The organism is Rhizobium sp. P1_E1 (assembly GCF_056406015.1).
The window spans coordinates 1-2,988 of record NZ_JBFUAY010000370.1; the positions used below are offsets into that span (position 1 = coordinate 1).

At 63.0% G+C, this 2,988-nt stretch carries 3 protein-coding genes; all 3 read left to right on the top strand.

The features are described 5' to 3' along the window. Positions 1-107 precede the first annotated feature (107 nt). Entirely contained in the window at positions 108-1,241 is a 1,134-nt protein-coding gene (locus AC1D1Z_RS35795) for an ABC transporter permease (RefSeq protein WP_018449184.1), read from the top strand. Next, positions 1,231-2,280: an ABC transporter ATP-binding protein gene (locus AC1D1Z_RS35800; RefSeq protein ID WP_018246743.1), complete on the top strand. Its 1,050-nt coding sequence runs from the start codon at positions 1,231-1,233 to the stop codon at positions 2,278-2,280. The genes AC1D1Z_RS35795 and AC1D1Z_RS35800 overlap by 11 nt, the downstream gene beginning before the upstream one ends. Beyond that, a partial coding sequence (locus AC1D1Z_RS35805) for an ATP-binding cassette domain-containing protein (RefSeq protein ID WP_477853546.1) occupies positions 2,280-2,988 on the top strand: 709 nt, incomplete at its 3' end. The genes AC1D1Z_RS35800 and AC1D1Z_RS35805, both read left to right, overlap by 1 nt.

A 2,988-nucleotide genomic window follows, 5' to 3' on the forward strand; every position in this document is an offset into this window, starting at 1 on the left:
CATTCATCCTGCTGATGAGCATGCTGACGCTGATAGGCACACTGATTTCGGATCTGCTGCTTGCCTGGCTTGATCCACGCATTCGCAACGGCTGAAGGACGATAGATATGACCGATCAAGCCATCGCGCTACAGCCTGAACTGATCCAGAATTCCGACGCGGTCGCCGGCCAGTGGAAGCTTATCTGGCGGCGCTTCCGTCGCCATCGCCTGGCGCTGGCGGCAGGCGTCGTCATCTTTTTGATCTACCTGGTCGCCCTGTTTGCCGAGGTTCTCGCCCCGGTTTCATCGCAGACCTACGATTCCCGCTACACCTATGCGCCGCCGCAGCAGATCAAGTTCGCCGGCTACGACGCGGCCGGGCAGTTTCATCCGCTCTACGTCAACGGTTATTCGATGAAGGTTGACCCGATCGCGCTCAGCCGCAATTACGTGCCCGATCCGGCCGTCGTCATCCCCCTCGGCTTCTTCGTCAAGGGAGAACCCTACCGGCTCTGGGGGCTGTTCGATTTCGACCGGCACCTGATCGGCCCGATCGAGATGGGCAAACCATTCTACCTGTTCGGCGCCGACCGGCTGGGTCGCGACGTCTTCAGCCGGACAGTCCACGGCACGCGCGTGTCTATGTCCGTCGGACTGATCGGCGTCGCAATCAGCCTCATCCTCGGCATCATCCTGGGCGGCATCTCGGGGCTCTACGGCGGCTGGGTGGACGACGTGATCCAGCGCTCCATCGAACTCATCAACTCTATCCCGACCATTCCCCTGTGGATGGGCCTTGCGGCTGCCGTTCCGATCAGCGCCGATCCGATCCTGGTCTATCTCTGGATCACCATCATCCTGTCGCTGATCGGCTGGACCGACCTGGCGCGGGTGGTGCGCGGGCGCTTCCTGTCGCTCAAGACGGAAGACTTCGTCATCGCCGCCCGTCTCGATGGCTGCTCGCAGATGCGCATCATCTGGCGGCACATGGTTCCGTCCTTCATGAGCCACATCATCGCCTCGGTGACGCTCGCCATCCCGACGATGATCCTCGCAGAAACCGCGCTCTCCTTCCTCGGCATCGGCCTGCGCCCGCCGGTGGTGAGCTGGGGCGTGCTGCTTCAGGAGGCACAGAACATTCTCGCCGTCTCGAGCGCACCCTGGCTGTTTCTTCCCGGTCTCGCGGTGATCGTCACCGTGCTCGCCCTCAATTTCCTCGGTGATGGATTACGCGATGCTGCAGATCCCTATGAATACTGATCCCAATTTTGCCGCAGCCGGCGGCCGGCACGGGGATCGTGACCCGCTGATCGAGGTCGTTGATCTCAGGACCCATTTCTTCGGTGGTGCGGGCACGATCAAGGCGGTCGACGGCGTCTCCTTTTCCATCCCACGCGGCAAGACGGTCTGCGTCGTCGGCGAATCCGGTTCGGGCAAGAGCATCACCGGCCGCTCGATCCTCAACCAGGTTCCGCGGGGAGGGCGGATCGTCTCGGGCGCAATCCGCTACCGGCCCGATCCGGCAGCACCCTCGATCGACCTGGCGGCGCTCGATCCGCGCGGCCACGACATGCGGGCGATCCGCGGCGCCCAGATCGGCCTGATCAGCCAGGAGCCGATGGCCGCCCTTTCCCCCGTTCATACTATCGGCAACCAGATGGTGGAAGTGATCCGCCTGCATCTGAAGATGGGAAAGAAGGAGGCGCGCGAACATGCCATCGAGACATTGGCTCTGGTCGGCATTCCGCGGCCGGCCGAGCGCATGGAAAGTTATGCCTTCCAGTTTTCCGGCGGCATGCGCCAGCGCGTCTGCATCGCCTTGGCGCTCGCCTGCCGCCCCAGACTGCTGATCGCCGACGAGCCGACCACGGCACTCGATGTGACCACCCAGGCCAATATCCTCGATCTCCTGGCCTCRCTGCAGGCCGAATTCGGGCTCTCGGTGCTGTTCGTGACCCATGATCTCGGCGTGGTGGCCGAGATCGCCGACGAGGTCGTCGTCATGTATGTCGGCCGGGTCGTGGAAGCAGGCAATGTTGACACGATCTTCCACGCACCGGCGCATCCCTACACCAAGGCGCTGCTGCAATCGGTGCCACGCATGCATGGGCAACCCACCGAACGGCTCGCGATCATCGATGGCATGGTGCCCTCGCGTTTCAACCGGCCCCAGGGCTGCAGCTTTCATCCCCGATGCAAAGAGGCGAGGGCGGGCCTGTGCGACCAAAAGGATCCGCAGCCCATCGCCATCGGCGACGGGCATGTCGCCAGCTGTCTGCTTTACGAAGGAAGACAATGATGGCGGATCTCATGAAGCAACCAAGCCCACTGCTCGAACTCAACGATCTCAGGATGCATTTCCCCATTCGCAAGGGCGCATTCCGGCGTGTGGTCGGACACGTCAAGGCGGTCGACGGCGTTTCGCTTCGCGTCCAGGATGGCGAAACACTTGGTATTGTCGGGGAGTCCGGCTGCGGCAAGTCCACGCTTGCCCGCACGGTGCTGCGCATCTATCAGCCGACGAGCGGCGAAATCCGCTATCGCAGCCGCAGTGGCGGCACGGTCGATCTCGCGGCGTTGTCGGGTTCTGCCCTCGACGAAGTCCATCGCGACCTGCGCATCGTGTTTCAGGACCCCCAATCTTCGCTCAATCCGCGCCTTCCTGTCATCGACATCATCGGCGAGGTGCTTGGCGTCAACGGCATCGCCAAGGGCCGGGAGCTTGAGCACCGGGTCGCCGACCTCATGCAGAGCGTCGGACTGCGGCCCGAATACATGCACCGTTATCCCCATGCTTTCTCCGGCGGCGAGCGCCAGCGCATCAGCATCGCCAGGGCGCTGGCCTCCAATCCGCGGCTGGTGATCGCCGATGAGGCCGTTTCGGCGCTCGATGTCAGTGTGCAGGCACAAACCATCAACCTCCTGCAGGACCTGCAGGAGCAGTTCGGTCTGACCTATCTCTTCGTCGCCCACGACCTCTCGGTCGTCCGGCACATCTCGGATAACA

What these genes read in the sequence shown, in the direction of transcription:
- AC1D1Z_RS35795 (WP_018449184.1), top strand. Translation starts at nt 108, where the DNA reads ATGACCGATCAAGCCATCGCGCTACAGCCTGAACTGATCCAGAATTCC.